This window comes from Citrobacter sp. Cs237 (assembly GCF_030332325.1).
Lineage (GTDB): Bacteria > Pseudomonadota > Gammaproteobacteria > Enterobacterales > Enterobacteriaceae > Citrobacter_A > Citrobacter_A sedlakii.
The window spans coordinates 279,029-293,041 of the sequence record NZ_JAOWIB010000093.1; the positions used below are offsets into that span (position 1 = coordinate 279,029).

The following is a 14,013-nucleotide window of genomic DNA, read 5'->3' on the forward strand; positions in this document are numbered from 1 at the left end:
TATTTAGCATATCGATTTCTCATCCCCTCTCACGGGTACGCTGACGAACACTTACGGTTCAGACGTTTACCCATTCCGCTTTCGCTTATATACTCGTGACTTTGCTAATCGCAACCAGACGGATTTCATGTACCAACCTGTCGCTCTATTCATCGGCCTGCGCTACATGCGTGGGCGTGCAGCAGACCGCTTCGGTCGCTTCGTCTCCTGGCTTTCCACCATCGGCATTACCCTTGGGGTGATGGCGTTGGTCACGGTTTTGTCAGTGATGAACGGCTTTGAACGTGAACTGCAAAATAACATCCTGGGCCTGATGCCGCAGGCCATTCTTTCCGCTGAGCAAGGCTCGCTGAATCCCGGCCAGTTACCGGAAAACGCCGTCAAGCTCAACGGCGTGAGCCGTGTCGCGCCGCTGACCACCGGCGATGTGGTTCTGCAAAGCGCGCGCAGCGTGGCGGTGGGCGTAATGCTGGGTATCGATCCGGCGCAAAACGATCCGCTGACGCCGTATCTGGTCAATGTCAGACAAACCGATCTCCAGCCGGGTAAGTATAATGTCATCCTCGGCGAACAGCTTGCGGGGCAGCTTGGCGTTAATCGCGGCGACCAAATCCGCGTGATGGTGCCCTCAGCCAGCCAGTTCACGCCGATGGGGCGTTTGCCGAGCCAGCGTCTGTTTACCGTCATTGGCACGTTTGCGGCGAACAGTGAAGTCGACGGCTATCAGATGCTGACCAACATTCAGGATGCGTCGCGTCTGATGCGCTATCCGGCGGGAAACATTACCGGCTGGCGTTTATGGCTTAACGAGCCGCTGAACGTGGACTCTCTCAGTCAGCAGACGCTGCCGGAAGGCACGAAATGGCAGGACTGGCGCGAGCGCAAGGGCGAACTGTTCCAGGCCGTAAGGATGGAAAAGAACATGATGGGACTGCTGCTTAGCCTGATCGTGGCGGTGGCGGCGTTCAATATTATTACCTCGCTGGGTTTGATGGTGATGGAGAAGCAGGGCGAAGTAGCGATTCTGCAAACGCAAGGGCTGACGCCGCGCCAGATCATGATGGTCTTTATGGTGCAGGGAGCCAGCGCCGGGATTATCGGCGCAGTGTTGGGGGCGGCGCTTGGCGCGTTGCTTGCCAGTCAGTTAAACAACCTGATGCCGGTTATCGGTGTGCTGCTCGATGGCGCTTCGCTGCCGGTGGCGATCGAGCCGCTACAGGTGATTGTGATTGCGCTGGTGGCCATGGCCATCGCGCTGCTTTCTACGCTTTATCCTTCCTGGCGCGCTGCCGCCACTCAACCCGCTGAGGCTTTACGTTATGAATAAGATCCTGTTGCAATGCGACAAATTGTGCAAACGCTATCAGGAAGGCGCCGTGCAGACCGACGTGCTGCACGATGTCAGCTTCAGCGTGGGCGAAGGAGAGATGATGGCGATTGTCGGTAGCTCCGGCTCCGGCAAAAGTACGCTGCTGCATCTGCTGGGCGGACTGGATACGCCGACCTCTGGCGATGTGATTTTCAGCGGTCAGCCGATGAGCACACTTTCCCCGGCGGCGAAAGCGGAACTGCGAAACCAAAAACTTGGCTTCATTTATCAGTTTCACCACCTGCTGCCGGACTTCACCGCGCTGGAAAACGTAGCGATGCCGCTGCTGATCGGCAAGAAAAAGCCGTCGGAGATCGACCAGCGGGCGCGTGAGATGCTGAAAGCGGTAGGGCTGGATCATCGTGCGAACCATCGTCCGTCTGAACTTTCCGGCGGTGAGCGTCAGCGCGTGGCTATCGCGCGCGCGTTGGTGAATAACCCGCGTCTGGTGCTGGCGGATGAACCGACCGGTAACCTCGATGCGCGCAATGCGGACAGCATTTTCCAGTTGCTCGGGGAACTGAATCGTTCGCAGGGCACCGCGTTTCTGGTGGTGACGCACGATCTGCACCTGGCGAAGCGCATGAGTCGCCAGCTGGAAATGCGTGACGGACGCCTGACCGCGGAACTGAGCCTGATGGGGGCGGAGTAATGGCGTCGCCTTTATCGTTATTGATTGGTTTGCGCTTTAGCCGGGGACGTCGGCGTGGCGGTATGGTGTCATTGATTTCGGTGATCTCCACCATCGGCATTGCGCTGGGCGTGGCAGTGCTTATCGTTGGCTTAAGCGCGATGAACGGCTTCGAGCGTGAGCTGAATAACCGCATTCTGGCGGTGGTGCCGCACGGTGAAATCGAGGCCGTCAATCAGCCATGGAACAACTGGCGCGACGCGCTGGAAAAAGTGCAGAAGGTGCCGGGCATCACGGCGGCGGCCCCTTATATCAACTTTACCGGTCTGGTGGAAAGCGGAGCCAATCTGCGCGCCATCCAGGTCAAAGGCGTCGATCCGCAGCAGGAGCAGCGGCTGAGCGCGCTACCGTCCTTTGTGCTGAATAACGCCTGGTCCGGCTTTAAGGCCGGAGAGCAACAGATCATCATTGGCAAAGGCGTCGCCGATGCGCTGAAAGTGAAGCAGGGGGATTGGGTGTCGATCATGATCCCCAACGCCAGTGCCGATCATAAACTGATGCAGCCAAAACGCGTCCGCCTGCACGTTGCCGGCATCCTGCAACTGAGCGGTCAGTTGGATCACAGCTTTGCAATGATCCCGATGGCGGATGCCCAGCAGTATCTCGACATGCCTGACACGGTTTCCGGTATTGCGCTGAAGGTTAACGACGTCTTTAACGCGAACAAATTGGTTCGCGCCGCGGGCGAAGTCACCAACAGCTACGTTTACATCAAGAGCTGGATTGGCACTTACGGCTATATGTACCGCGATATCCAGATGATCCGCGCGATTATGTATCTGGCGATGGTGCTGGTGATCGGCGTGGCTTGTTTTAACATTGTTTCAACATTAGTGATGGCGGTTAAAGACAAGAGCGGCGATATTGCGGTATTAAGAACGCTGGGGGCGAAAGATGGTCTTATTCGCGCCATTTTTGTCTGGTACGGCCTGCTGGCGGGACTGTTTGGTAGCCTGATTGGCGTGGTGATTGGCGTGGTGGTTTCGCTTCAGTTGACCCCAATTATCAACGGCATTGAGAAACTGATCGGCCATCAGTTCCTCTCCGGCGATATCTATTTTATTGACTTCCTGCCATCGGAGTTGCACTGGCTGGATGTGATTTACGTGCTGGTCACGGCATTGTTGCTGAGCCTGTTAGCAAGCTGGTATCCGGCGCGGCGCGCCAGCAATATTGACCCGGCAAGAGTGCTCAGCGGCCAGTAACGCCAAAAGAAAAAAGACAAGGAGCGGCAATGTATTACGGGTTTGATATTGGCGGTACAAAAATTGCGTTAGGCGTGTTTGACAACCAGCGCAAACTCCAGTGGGAAAAACGTATACCTACGCCACGCGACGGTTACGCGGCCTTTTTAGACGCCGTATGTCAGCTGGTGGCGGAAGCTGACCAGCGCTTTGGCGTCAAAGGATCGGTCGGTATTGGTATTCCGGGCATGCCGGAAACTGAAGATGGCACCCTGTATGCCGCGAACGTTCCCGCCGCCAGTGGCAAACCCTTGCGTGCAGACCTTAGCGCGCGTCTTGACCGTGATGTTCGCCTCGATAACGATGCGAACTGCTTTGCGCTTTCTGAAGCCTGGGACGATGAATTCACCCAATATCCGTTGGTGATGGGGTTGATCCTCGGCACCGGCGTAGGCGGTGGTTTGATCCTTAACGGAAAACCGATCACTGGCCGCAGTTATATTACCGGCGAATTTGGGCATATGCGTCTGCCGGTTGATGCCCTCACGCTGATGGGGTTCGACTTTCCGTTGCGTCGCTGCGGCTGCGGTCAACTGGGCTGCATTGAAAATTATCTTTCCGGGCGGGGATTTGCCTGGCTGTATCAGCATTATTATCATCAACCGCTGGAGGCGCCTGAAATCATTGCGCTGTGGGAGCAGGGCGACGAACAGGCGCGGACGCATGTTGAACGTTATCTGGACTTACTGGCCGTTTGTCTGGGAAATATCCTGACGATTGTCGATCCGGATCTGGTGGTTATTGGCGGCGGCTTGTCGAATTTTACCGCCGTCACCACGCAGCTGGCAGACAGACTGCCGCGCCACTTATTGCCTGTCGCACGCGTACCGCGTATTGAACGTGCGCGTCACGGCGACGCGGGCGGAATGCGCGGTGCGGCCTTCTTACATCTTACCGATTAATCAATAGAGGTTGCTATGCTGTCGCGTCGGGGTCATCGGTTAAGTCGATTTCGTAAAAACAAACGCCATCTACGCGAACGTCTGCGTCAGCGGATCTTTTTCAGAGACAGAGTGGTGCCGGAAGTGATGGAAAAACCGAGAGTATTAGTGCTTACAGGGGCTGGCATTTCTGCGGAGTCCGGAATTCGCACCTTCCGCGCGGCGGACGGTTTATGGGAAGAACATCGCGTCGAAGACGTAGCGACGCCGGAAGGCTTCGCCCGTGACCCGGAGCTGGTGCAGTCATTCTATAATGCGCGTCGTCGACAGCTGCAACAGCCTGAAATTCAGCCGAATCCGGCGCATCTCGCACTGGCGAAGCTGGAAGAGGCGCTGGGCGATCGTTTTATGCTGGTAACGCAAAATATCGATAACCTGCATGAACGGGCGGGTAATCATAATATTATTCATATGCACGGCGAGCTGTTGAAGGTGCATTGTTCGCAGAGCGGGCAGATTCTGGCGTGGACCGGTGACGTTACGCCGGACGATAAATGCCATTGCTGCCAGTTCCCGGCGCCGCTGCGCCCGCATGTCGTCTGGTTTGGTGAAATGCCGATTGGCATGGATGAGATCTATATGGCGCTGGCCATGGCGGATGTCTTTATCGCCATTGGCACTTCCGGGCACGTTTATCCGGCGGCCGGTTTTGTCCACGAAGCGAAACTGCACGGCGCGCACACGGTTGAGCTGAACCTTGAGCCCAGTCAGGTCGGCAGCGAATTCGATGAGAAGTATTATGGCCCCGCAAGCCAGGTGGTGCCTGAGTTCGTCGAGAAGTTACTGAAAGGACTGTGACGCGTTACTGCCCGGAAAGAATGCCGGGCAGCATTTCTCCGTTTTAGCGCAACAGCACCTTGCCCGTCAGATAGGTCGTTGCCTGCCCACCGATGTAAACCCGATCCCCCTTTAGCTGGCAGCGTAGTTCGCCGCCGCGTTCACTCCCCTGATACGCGAGCATCTGCGTTTTATGCAATTTTTCAGCCCAGTAAGGGATGAGCATGGTGTGCGCTGAACCGGTGACCGGATCTTCTGCAACCGCTTCACCGGGGCAGAAGAAACGGCTCACAAAGTCGTATTCCCCGGCACCGGGCGCGGTGACGCACACCATTTTCTCAAGAGGCAGCATGGCGCTGATATCCGGGCACAGCGCTTCCACCTCGCGCTGATGTTCCAGGACCACCAGATAATCTCGTGCGGCGCGCACTTCTGTGTACTGCGTAATGCCTAATGCCTCAAGCAATAAAGGCGGTGGCGTGACGGGATCCGTCTGCCAGGCCGGAAAATCCAGCGTCAACCACTCGCCGCTGCGGGTGACGGTCAGCGGCCCGACAAATCGGGTATCGAAGTGAATGGTCGAATAGGGATAATTCAGATGTTCGAAGATGACGTGCGCCGCCGCAAGGGTGGCATGTCCACACAGATTAATTTCCCCCTGAGTGGTAAACCAGCGCAGCGTAAAACCCTTGTCGTTGACCACAAAGAAAGCGGTTTCCGATTGATTATGCTGCTTCGCCATTTTTAAAAGTGTCTCATCGGGCAGCCATTCGGTAAGCGGGCAGACCGCCGCGGCATTACCGCCAAAGGTGGTGTTGGCAAAGGCATCTATCATGTAGAAATCAATTTGTTGCATAGCGTCAACCTCACGGCATATCCGGAAAACTTACACCTTATCATGACACGGCAATGCGTAGTTTGATTCTCTTTCCCAAGACCGAAGCGCGGCCTGCAATTTAAGGTAGGTATGGTTTCAGATGATTTGCTCTTTCACGTATGCCGGTAACATTCTGCCTGCCAGGTGTGGGGGCTGGTGCGTGAAACACTGGCATGGCGCTGCTCCTGAGATGGCCATGTCGCATATCGCCATTGCCGGGGCGCAGGAAGGCAAGGGTGTTGACTGGATGGAACACGGGGCCAGCGAAATGATCATACATGTGAAAAATGAAGCGAAGCGTCAGCATGGCGTGTAATGTGTGTATGTCGCTTTATTCCGTTGACAGATAATTTGTATTCCCACGGGGACCAACACAATGAAGATGGATGCGTTTGCTTTTGGCACAACGAACTGGAACGAAGTTGAAAGAACAGAGTACCCTGGAGAAACGGGCATCGCTTACTGGCGTACACAATACTTTGGTAACAAACCCAATCAAATCCGTGTACGTATGGTTGAGTATACGCCTGGCTACCTTGCGGACCATTGGTGTCAAAAAGGGCATATCCTTTTCTGTGTTGAAGGCGAGTTAAAAACCGTGCTGGAAGATGGACGAGAATTTGTCCTGAAGGCCGGAATGAGTTATCAGGTTGGCGATAACGCTGAGCGGCATCAATCCAGCACAACGACAGGCGCAACGCTGTTTATTGTTGATTAACGTGCCAGCAAACCTGGTTGCCATAAAACGTGCTTTTGGTTCAAAGGACAAAATATAACTTACTGATATAATTACCGAATTGAATGAAACTGCCATCCCTCACGTTGTGTTTTGTCAGGGCAATCATCCAAAAAAATCCACGCTAAGGCGTGGATTTTGCAGAGTGTGAATGAACAGGAATTAGCGCTTCCTGATGCATCAATGCCGTTAGACGTTGAACAAGAAGTTCATCACATCACCGTCTTTAACGATGTAATCTTTACCTTCGGCGCGCATCTTACCGGCTTCTTTCGCTCCCTGTTCGCCCTTATAGGTAATGAAATCGTCAAACGCAATAGTCTGCGCGCGAATAAACCCTTTTTCGAAGTCAGTATGGATTTTTCCTGCCGCCTGCGGGGCTGTTGCGCCGACAGGGATAGTCCAGGCACGGACTTCTTTCACGCCAGCGGTGAAATAGGTCTGCAGGTTAAGCAGGCGATAGCCCGCGCGAATCACGCGGTTCAGACCCGGTTCTTCCAGCCCCAGTTCCTGCATGAACTCGTCGCGTTCTTCATCGTCCAGCTCAGCGATATCGGCTTCAACAGCGGCACAAACTGGAACAACCACGGAGCCTTCTTTCGCCGCGATTTCACGAACCTGATCCAGGTATGGGTTGTTCTCGAAACCGTCCTCGTTGACGTTGGCGATGTACATGGTAGGTTTCAGGGTCAGGAAGCTCAGGTAGCGGATTGCCGCTTTATCTTCGTCGGTCAGATCCAGAGAGCGCAGCATTCCCGCTTCGGCCAGGTGCGGCAGACATTTTTCCAGCGCCGCCAGTTCGGCTTTAGCGTCTTTATCACCGCCTTTCGCTTTTTTCTGCACACGGTGAATCGCTCGTTCACAGGTATCGAGGTCCGCCAGCGCCAGCTCGGTATTGATAACGTCGATATCTTCCGCCGGGTTAACTTTACCTGCAACGTGAATGATGTTGTCGTTCTCGAAGCAGCGCACGACGTGGCCGATCGCTTCGGTCTCACGAATGTTGGTCAGGAACTGGTTACCCAGACCTTCACCTTTGGACGCGCCTTTTACCAGACCCGCGATATCCACGAACTCCATGGTCGTCGGCAGAATTCGTTGCGGTTTAACGATCTCAGCCAGTTGATCCAGACGCGGGTCAGGCATCGGTACGACGCCGGTATTCGGTTCGATCGTACAGAACGGGAAGTTGGCCGCTTCAATACCGGCTTTGGTCAGCGCGTTGAACAGGGTGGATTTCCCGACGTTGGGTAAACCAACGATACCGCATTTGAATCCCATGATTTAAATCACCTTAATAACTTGATAATCAACCTGTTACAGAAAACAGATTGTAGAAATGAAAACAACTTTGCCTATTATACACAGCGTACGGCAAAAATGCCGCACATCCCGGTTTATTGTGCCTTAAAGGTATGCAAGCGGCTTGTCGCTTTGGTCAGACCGTCTTTAAACCAAATCTCCGTACAGCGAGCCGCTTCGTCAATCGCGTCGTCAATCAGCTTCTGTTCAGAGACCGGTGGCTTTCCTAACACAAAGCCTACAACTTTATTTTTATCGCCCGGATGGCCAATTCCGATGCGTAAGCGATGAAAGTTTGGGTTATTGCCAAGTTTGCTGATAATGTCCTTCAGGCCGTTATGACCGCCATGCCCACCGCCCAGCTTAAATTTGGCAACCCCTGGCGGCAGATCCAGCTCATCATGCGCCACTAAAATCTCATCAGGATTAATGCGATAGAAACTGGCCATCGCGCTGACCGCTTTCCCGCTCAGGTTCATAAACGTGGTAGGGACCAGCAGGCGAACATCTTCACCCTCAACGGTTACCCGGGACGTATAGCCAAAGAACTTCGGCTCTTCGCGTAACGGCGCTCGCAGCCGCTCAGCCAGTAAATCGACGTACCATGCGCCCGCATTGTGTCGTGTTGCTGCATACTCCGCGCCGGGGTTTGCCAGGCCGACAATCAGTTTAATCGTCACGTTTTCTATCCTGCATAGGTCAATCACTGGCGCGTAGTGTACTGTCTGCAGCCCCGCTTGACAAAAAACAGCGTCAGAGGAGAGAGAAATGAATAGTTGCTGCTGTCGACTATTAGAAAGTCAAGGGCTTCAGGGGCTTATTTGTAAAGTTTTGTTGAATGCGACGTTGTATTTGTGATCGCACCCGCACTCAGAATGGTGCGTGTTGTCTATACTTTACACATAAGGATTAGGGGTATTCCCTGAAACAACCCAAAAGTTCCGGAGGTGACATATGAAACGCAAAAACGCTTCGTTACTCGGTAATGTGCTAATGGGGTTGGGGTTAGTGGTGATGGTTGTTGGCGTTGGTTATTCAATTTTAAACCAACTGCCGCAATTTAACCTGCCACAATTTTTCGCACATGGTGCAGTGCTGAGTATTTTCGTCGGCGCCATTCTCTGGCTTGCAGGGGCGCGTGTTGGCGGGCATGAACAAGTTTGTGACCGCTACTGGTGGGTACGCCACTACGATAAACGTTGCCGCCGTAACGACAATCGCCGTCATAGTTAACGCTGATTGCCGGATAGCGAGCCAAATGTCGTCTCCGGTCTGACAGTTGGCAAGAAAGGGAGGCCCGGTAAGCGTGAACGCCACCGGGCTTTTGCTTATTTATGTCAAATCCGCCAGGGCGGCGTCGCGATTCGGGAAAAACGCCAGGCGTCCCGGAATCGGCTGGATGCCGGCGCGCGCCATGGTGCGCAGCGGCTGAAATTCAAGATTGCTCACCCGCAGTTCGCATCCCTCCGGCAGCCTTTTAACAAAGCGCTGGAACGCATCCAGTCCGCCCGCATCCAGCACAGGCACTGCGTCCCACTTCAGTACGACAACGCGCTTGCCTTCAATACGTGATTCCAGATCGGTAAACAGCCCTTCAGCGGCGGCAAAAAACAGCGGGCCAATTACGCGCAGCACCAATACATCCTCCGGCACGTCCACGTTAACCGCCGCCAGGCGCGTCATACGCGCGATACGCCGCATAAACAGCAGGGATGCCAGCACAATGCCCACGCTGATGGCGATCACCATATCAAACAGTACCGTCAGCGACATACACATCAGCATCACGATAATGTCGTCTTTCGGCGCATGGCGCAGCAGGTCCACCACTTTATGCGCTTCGCTCATATTCCACGCCACCATCAGTAGCAGCGCGGCCATCGCCGACAGCGGCAACCAGGAGAGCAGCGGCGCCAGCACCAGCAGCGCGAGGATCACCAGAATCGCGTGAATGACGGCGGAGATCGGCGACGTCGCGCCAGCGCGTACGTTTGCGGCGGAACGGGCAATCGCGGCGGTGGCGGTGATCCCGCCAAAGAACGGCGCGACAATGTTGCCGAGCCCTTGTCCTATCAGTTCGCTATTGGCTTTGTGCTTGGTGCCGGTCATTCCGTCAAGCACCACGGCGCACAGCAGCGACTCGATAGCCCCGAGCATCGCCATTGAAAAAGCCGCAGGCAGCAGGGCGCGCAGCGAGTCCCAGCTTAACGTAAAATCGGAATCCGGCAGGTTCCATGGCAGCACCAGCTGAGGTAACAACTGTGGGATCCCGTTGCCCTGAGAACCGTCGGCGAGGATGTAATGAAACTGCGAACCGATGGTTGCGACATGACCGCCGAACAGGTTAACTATCCCCATCACCGCGCAGCCCAGCAGCAGAGCCGGAAGGTGACCGGGCAGACGAATACCCAGCCGTGGCCAGAAAATCAGAGTGCCCAGCGTCACGATGCCAATGGCGGCGTCGCCGAGGTTGATCGTTGGCAGCGCCATAAACAGCGCGCCCACTTTCTGCAGATAATGCTCGGGAACGTGCGCCATCTGCAGACCCAGAAAGTCCTTGATTTGCATGGTACCAATGGTGATACCAATCCCTGACGTAAAGCCTAACGTCACGGAAACCGGAATGTATTCGATCAGGCGGCCAAAGCGGGCCAGTCCAAAGAGGATCAGAAATATGCCGGACATCAGGGTCGCGACCAGCAGGCCTGCCAGCCCAAACTGTTGCGACACCGGGTAGAGGATCACCACAAAGGCGGCGGTAGGGCCAGAGACGCTAAAGCGCGAGCCGCCGGTTAAGGCAATGACAATACCTGCAACCGCCGCGGTGTAGAGACCGTATTGGGGAGCGACGCCGCTGCCTATAGCCAGCGCCATTGCGAGCGGAATCGCAATAATCCCGACCGTTATCCCGGCGATGAGATCACGGGTAAACCGTGAAGCGGTATATTTTTCTTTCCAACAAGCGTCGATGAGGGCGCGGAAAGGCATCACATGTGAGGAAAAGATTCTGTTCACAATAATGTTTCATCCATGAGCGCATCATCTGTCAACTAAATGGCAGATGAAGGAGGCATAAGTCATACAAATAGTGGTTAAAGATAAAAAAACCGCCGTAGCGGAAGTTCTGAAATGACAGGCCGTGTGCATCGTCCAAAAACGTTGCCGCTTACCGGGCTGATTCATCATCAAAAAAACCCGCCGCAGCGGGTTTTTGCGCCGGGTTCGATTAATGTTCGAACATGGCAGAGATGGATTCTTCATTGCTGATACGACGAATCGCTTCGGCCAGCATACCCGACAGGGTCAACGTACGTACGTTCGGCAGCGCTTTGATTTCATCGGTCAGCGGAATGGTATCGCAGACGACGACTTCATCAATCACGGAATTACGCAGGTTGTTAGCTGCATTGCCAGAGAAGATCGGATGCGTTGCGTAAGCGAATACGCGTTTTGCGCCACGCTCTTTCAGGGCTTCTGCGGCTTTGCACAGCGTACCGCCGGTGTCGATCATATCATCAACCAGCACGCAGTCACGGCCCGCAACGTCACCGATGATATGCATCACCTGAGAAACGTTTGCACGCGGACGACGTTTGTCGATGATCGCCATGTCGGTGTCATTCAGCAGCTTAGCGATAGCGCGGGCACGCACGACGCCACCGATATCCGGAGAAACCACAATCGGGTTATCCAGATTCAGCTGCAGCATATCTTCTAACAGAATTGGGCTACCGAATACGTTATCAACCGGTACGTCGAAGAAGCCCTGGATCTGTTCAGCATGCAGGTCAACGGTCAGGACGCGGTCCACGCCGACGCTGGACAGGAAGTCCGCGACAACTTTAGCCGTGATTGGCACACGTGCGGAACGGACGCGACGGTCCTGGCGCGCATAGCCAAAGTAAGGGATAACGGCGGTGATGCGGCCTGCGGAAGCACGGCGCAGGGCATCAACCATAACGACCAATTCCATCAGGTTGTCGTTAGTGGGGGCACAAGTGGACTGGATGATGAAAATATCACCACCGCGTACATTTTCGTTGATTTGTACGCTGACTTCGCCGTCGCTAAAGCGACCTACAGCGGCGTCGCCGAGAGAAGTGTACAGGCGGTTGGCAATACGTTGTGCTAGTTCCGGGGTGGCGTTACCAGCAAAAAGCTTCATATCAGGCACGAGAAGAACCTCAGGCATGCGTCCATTGGTGGAAAGAATCTGCCAAAAACTGTGCGGGCCAGGCAGGATTCTCTCCATGCGGTGTATTAAAGAGCGCGATGCAACGTCTGGAACAGGGTGACGTTGTCACCGAAACTCAGCTTGCCCGGCTTACTCGCCATCATTCCTCTCTCATGTATGTTGGCTCTAATGCTTCACACCCGTCACATACTGAAGTACGCGGCTGGTGATTCGTCATCTCGCCATCTTCCTGAAACGTGGATGATTTAGAGTAACGCCCGATGCAAAGGGGAGAGGTTGACGCCTTTCGCCACAAAGCCTTCGAGCCATTCCGGGGCTTGCTCAAGCACCTGGCGAGCACGAGACTCTGTATCGAATTCAGCAAAGACACAGGCCCCTGTACCAGTCAGGCGCGACGGCGCGTATTCTAACAGCCAGGAAAGCGCGGCATCAACCTCGCGAAAACGTTTTCTTGCGATAACCTCGCAATCATTGCTGAATTCACAATTTAATAACGTTTCTATTGACCTTTTTGGCGTGTTACGGGGCAAATCCGGATCGTTGAAGATCGCCGGAGTCGGAATACTGACGCCCGGATGCGCCACCAGATACCATTTTTCGGGCGGATTAACCGGCGTGAGGATTTCTCCCACGCCTTCGGCGAAGGCGGCATGGCCACGAACAAATACCGGGACGTCCGCGCCAAGCTGGATCCCCAGTTCCGCCAGTTCATCCACCGACAGGCCGCATTGCCAGAGGTGGTTAAGCGCCACAAGGATCGTCGCAGCGTTAGAGGAACCGCCGCCGAGTCCGCCGCCCATCGGCAGACGCTTGTCGATGCGAATATCCGCGCCGCTGCCGGCCGGCAGACGACCGTGTTGCGCGGCTGTTTTCATCAGCAAACGCGCGGCGCGAACGATCAGGTTATCCTCATGCGCCACGCCGTCTACCGGCGTCAGCAGACGAATCTCGCCGTCGCTGCGCGGCGTAATGTCGATCGTGTCGCCGTAATCGAGGAACTGAAACAGGGTTTGCAGCGTGTGATAACCGTCCGCGCGCTGGCCGGTAATGTATAAAAACAGATTCAGTTTTGCCGGGGATGGCCAGTGGGTCATCATTTCACAATCCAGTTATCCATTTTCAACTTGATGCGCAGGTCGCCATCCGAAAGTTCCATATTGGCAGGCATGGCCGGTTGCGTTTTACTGTCATAGGCGCTGTAAACGACCTTCCAGTTTTTGCCATCCTGACGGTAATTCACTTCGCGCAGGCGATACTGATCGTCAAGTTTATAGTCGGTAGCGTCACCCGGCAGGCCCAGAATCCACTGGCGCAGGCTGTTCAGCGGAATCGGCATCCCGGTCAGCTTGCCGATCATCGCTTCGCCGTCTTCGGCGGTATAGCGTTGGCCCTTGTTATCCACCAGTTGAACGTGACCTGGCTGCGCGTTCAGCTCCAGCTCAGTGCTGCCCAGCGGGTTCGTCAGCAGCAGGCGATAGCGGTCCTGGCCGGTTTGCTGCCAGAAGAAGCGGGCATAGACCTTCTGATCGTCAGAAATAAAGGCAAACGCCCCGCGGGTCTGATACTGATTTAACTGAAGCACAGCCTGCTGGTGCTGTCGCCACTGCGGGGAATCGGGACTTTTGCCCGGTCCTTTTGGCGCGTTGATCGTACAGGCGGTGAGTACCAGGCTTGCCAGCGGAAGCAGGCGGATCAGGCGAAAGTCAGGCAGGGTCATAGTGATGACGAATCCTTGTGATACGTTGCAATAATAACCCTTAATGCTAGCGCCGCGCGGGTATATCGTCTACGTTCACGTTATCTTAATTTAAGCGTTAAGCGATTACTCCAAAAGGGGGCGCTCTCTTTTATTGATTACGCGCATCCTGTATGATGCGAGCA

15 protein-coding genes are annotated in these 14,013 nt (G+C 54.9%); 8 read left to right on the top strand and 7 right to left on the bottom strand.

Annotated elements, in window-relative coordinates; translation table 11 throughout:
- Positions 1-127: 127 nt before the first annotated feature.
- Genes lolC through cobB form a run of 5 tightly spaced genes read left to right on the top strand, consistent with a single transcriptional unit; the run spans position 128 to position 5,043 of the window.
- Entirely contained in the window at positions 128-1,327 is a 1,200-nt protein-coding gene (gene lolC, locus OGY07_RS05765) for a lipoprotein-releasing ABC transporter permease subunit LolC (RefSeq protein WP_199957819.1), read from the top strand.
- Positions 1,320-2,021 carry a lipoprotein-releasing ABC transporter ATP-binding protein LolD gene (gene lolD, locus OGY07_RS05770; RefSeq protein WP_060571334.1) on the top strand — a complete coding sequence of 234 codons (702 nt, stop codon included), beginning with the start codon at positions 1,320-1,322 and terminating at the stop codon, positions 2,019-2,021. Before lolC ends, lolD begins: the two co-directional genes overlap by 8 nt.
- Positions 2,021-3,265, top strand: coding sequence for a lipoprotein-releasing ABC transporter permease subunit LolE (gene lolE / locus OGY07_RS05775; RefSeq protein ID WP_042283667.1), 1,245 nt, complete (start codon positions 2,021-2,023; stop codon positions 3,263-3,265). The genes lolD and lolE overlap by 1 nt, the downstream gene beginning before the upstream one ends.
- A gap of 29 nt (positions 3,266-3,294) precedes the next feature.
- Entirely contained in the window at positions 3,295-4,206 is a 912-nt protein-coding gene (nagK, locus tag OGY07_RS05780; RefSeq protein WP_060571333.1) for an N-acetylglucosamine kinase, read from the top strand.
- A gap of 15 nt (positions 4,207-4,221) precedes the next feature.
- Entirely contained in the window at positions 4,222-5,043 is an 822-nt protein-coding gene (cobB, locus tag OGY07_RS05785; RefSeq protein WP_286599242.1) for a Sir2 family NAD+-dependent deacetylase, read from the top strand.
- Positions 5,044-5,086: 43 nt separating this feature from the next.
- On the opposite strand, the gene OGY07_RS05790 is transcribed toward cobB, so the two are convergent.
- Complete coding sequence (locus tag OGY07_RS05790) at positions 5,087-5,878, bottom strand: PhzF family phenazine biosynthesis protein (RefSeq protein ID WP_286599244.1); 792 nt, start codon at positions 5,876-5,878, stop codon at positions 5,087-5,089.
- A 181-nt stretch (positions 5,879-6,059) separates the two neighbouring features.
- On the opposite strand from OGY07_RS05790, the gene OGY07_RS05795 reads away from it, so the two are divergent.
- Entirely contained in the window at positions 6,060-6,215 is a 156-nt protein-coding gene (locus OGY07_RS05795; protein ID WP_407057095.1) for a cupin domain-containing protein, read from the top strand.
- A gap of 60 nt (positions 6,216-6,275) precedes the next feature.
- A complete protein-coding gene (locus OGY07_RS05800; RefSeq protein WP_286599246.1) occupies positions 6,276-6,617 on the top strand; it encodes a DHCW motif cupin fold protein in 342 nt (113 codons plus the stop codon).
- Between the two features lie 207 nt (positions 6,618-6,824).
- Here OGY07_RS05800 and ychF read toward each other — a convergent pair whose 3' ends face one another.
- Together ychF and pth are read right to left on the bottom strand one after the other, a co-directional pair.
- On the bottom strand, positions 6,825-7,916 hold the full coding sequence (ychF, locus tag OGY07_RS05805; protein WP_042283652.1) for a redox-regulated ATPase YchF: 1,092 nt from the start codon (positions 7,914-7,916) through the stop codon (positions 6,825-6,827).
- A gap of 116 nt (positions 7,917-8,032) precedes the next feature.
- On the bottom strand, positions 8,033-8,617 hold the full coding sequence (pth, locus tag OGY07_RS05810) for an aminoacyl-tRNA hydrolase (protein WP_042283649.1): 585 nt from the start codon (positions 8,615-8,617) through the stop codon (positions 8,033-8,035).
- A gap of 274 nt (positions 8,618-8,891) precedes the next feature.
- On the opposite strand from pth, the gene ychH reads away from it, so the two are divergent.
- The gene (ychH, locus tag OGY07_RS05815) at positions 8,892-9,170 is read left to right on the top strand and encodes a stress-induced protein YchH (RefSeq protein WP_012906045.1); all 279 of its coding nucleotides are present in this window, start codon (positions 8,892-8,894) and stop codon (positions 9,168-9,170) included.
- Positions 9,171-9,269: 99 nt separating this feature from the next.
- On the opposite strand, the gene dauA is transcribed toward ychH, so the two are convergent.
- The 4 genes from dauA to lolB form a co-directional block, all read right to left on the bottom strand.
- Positions 9,270-10,952: a C4-dicarboxylic acid transporter DauA gene (gene dauA / locus OGY07_RS05820; protein ID WP_181823067.1), complete on the bottom strand. Its 1,683-nt coding sequence runs from the start codon at positions 10,950-10,952 to the stop codon at positions 9,270-9,272.
- A gap of 211 nt (positions 10,953-11,163) precedes the next feature.
- Positions 11,164-12,111 (bottom strand): ribose-phosphate diphosphokinase, encoded by a 948-nt coding sequence (prs, locus tag OGY07_RS05825; RefSeq protein ID WP_001518537.1) that lies wholly within the window; start codon positions 12,109-12,111, stop codon positions 11,164-11,166.
- 266 nt (positions 12,112-12,377) lie between these two features.
- Positions 12,378-13,229 carry a 4-(cytidine 5'-diphospho)-2-C-methyl-D-erythritol kinase gene (gene ispE, locus OGY07_RS05830; RefSeq protein WP_211935660.1) on the bottom strand — a complete coding sequence of 284 codons (852 nt, stop codon included), beginning with the start codon at positions 13,227-13,229 and terminating at the stop codon, positions 12,378-12,380.
- The gene (gene lolB, locus OGY07_RS05835) at positions 13,226-13,849 is read right to left on the bottom strand and encodes a lipoprotein insertase outer membrane protein LolB (protein WP_211935661.1); all 624 of its coding nucleotides are present in this window, start codon (positions 13,847-13,849) and stop codon (positions 13,226-13,228) included. The genes ispE and lolB overlap by 4 nt, the downstream gene beginning before the upstream one ends.
- Positions 13,850-14,013: the final 164 nt, after the last annotated feature.

What these genes read in the sequence shown, in the direction of transcription:
- lolC (WP_199957819.1), top strand. Translation starts at nt 128, where the DNA reads ATGTACCAACCTGTCGCTCTATTCATCGGCCTGCGCTACATGCGTGGG.
- lolD (WP_060571334.1), top strand. Translation starts at nt 1,320, where the DNA reads ATGAATAAGATCCTGTTGCAATGCGACAAATTGTGCAAACGCTATCAG.
- lolE (WP_042283667.1), top strand. Translation starts at nt 2,021, where the DNA reads ATGGCGTCGCCTTTATCGTTATTGATTGGTTTGCGCTTTAGCCGGGGA.
- nagK (WP_060571333.1), top strand. Translation starts at nt 3,295, where the DNA reads ATGTATTACGGGTTTGATATTGGCGGTACAAAAATTGCGTTAGGCGTG.
- cobB (WP_286599242.1), top strand. Translation starts at nt 4,222, where the DNA reads ATGCTGTCGCGTCGGGGTCATCGGTTAAGTCGATTTCGTAAAAACAAA.
- OGY07_RS05790 (WP_286599244.1), bottom strand. Translation starts at nt 5,878, where the DNA reads ATGCAACAAATTGATTTCTACATGATAGATGCCTTTGCCAACACCACC.
- OGY07_RS05800 (WP_286599246.1), top strand. Translation starts at nt 6,276, where the DNA reads ATGAAGATGGATGCGTTTGCTTTTGGCACAACGAACTGGAACGAAGTT.
- ychF (WP_042283652.1), bottom strand. Translation starts at nt 7,916, where the DNA reads ATGGGATTCAAATGCGGTATCGTTGGTTTACCCAACGTCGGGAAATCC.
- ychH (WP_012906045.1), top strand. Translation starts at nt 8,892, where the DNA reads ATGAAACGCAAAAACGCTTCGTTACTCGGTAATGTGCTAATGGGGTTG.
- ispE (WP_211935660.1), bottom strand. Translation starts at nt 13,229, where the DNA reads ATGATGACCCACTGGCCATCCCCGGCAAAACTGAATCTGTTTTTATAC.
- lolB (WP_211935661.1), bottom strand. Translation starts at nt 13,849, where the DNA reads ATGACCCTGCCTGACTTTCGCCTGATCCGCCTGCTTCCGCTGGCAAGC.